This window comes from Cupriavidus sp. 05N39 (assembly GCF_056397325.1).
Genome location: NZ_JBFTNE010000426.1, coordinates 1 through 354, shown reverse-complemented (window position 1 = coordinate 354; position 354 = coordinate 1). Strand labels below are relative to the sequence as shown.

Here is a 354-nt window from a genome sequence, read left to right as displayed (position 1 = left end):
CCTCCACGCTGCCCGACAGTGGCTGGCCGTGGACGGTTCCCGGTGGACCGCCGGGCAGCGCTGCGCGCTCGTGATCATGGGCGCGCCAGCGCCGCATGAAGCGCTCCTGTTCCTGCAGCGCGCCATCCAGGCGGCGGAAGTGGAACTCGATCTTGTCCTGTTCTTCGCGCAGCAACTGCAGCGTGGTCGACAGCACCAGCCCGGCCTGGATCGTGGCCAGGACGATCACGCCGATCAGCAGCGCATGGACGCGCAGCGAACGGCGGGCGAGCTGGCGGATGGGTGCGGCCTCGGGCATGGAATCCCCTTCTGGTGGTGGCAGCGTAGCGCGGGGGCAGCGCGATGCTGCATGCC

The 354-nt window shown here is 70.1% G+C and carries 1 protein-coding gene; it reads right to left on the bottom strand.

All coding sequences use genetic code 11. From position 1 onward, the window contains the following. On the bottom strand, positions 1-298 hold a 298-nt coding region (locus AC1DN0_RS42025), incomplete at its 3' end, for a hypothetical protein (RefSeq protein ID WP_477146749.1). Between the last annotated feature and the right edge of the window lie 56 nt (positions 299-354).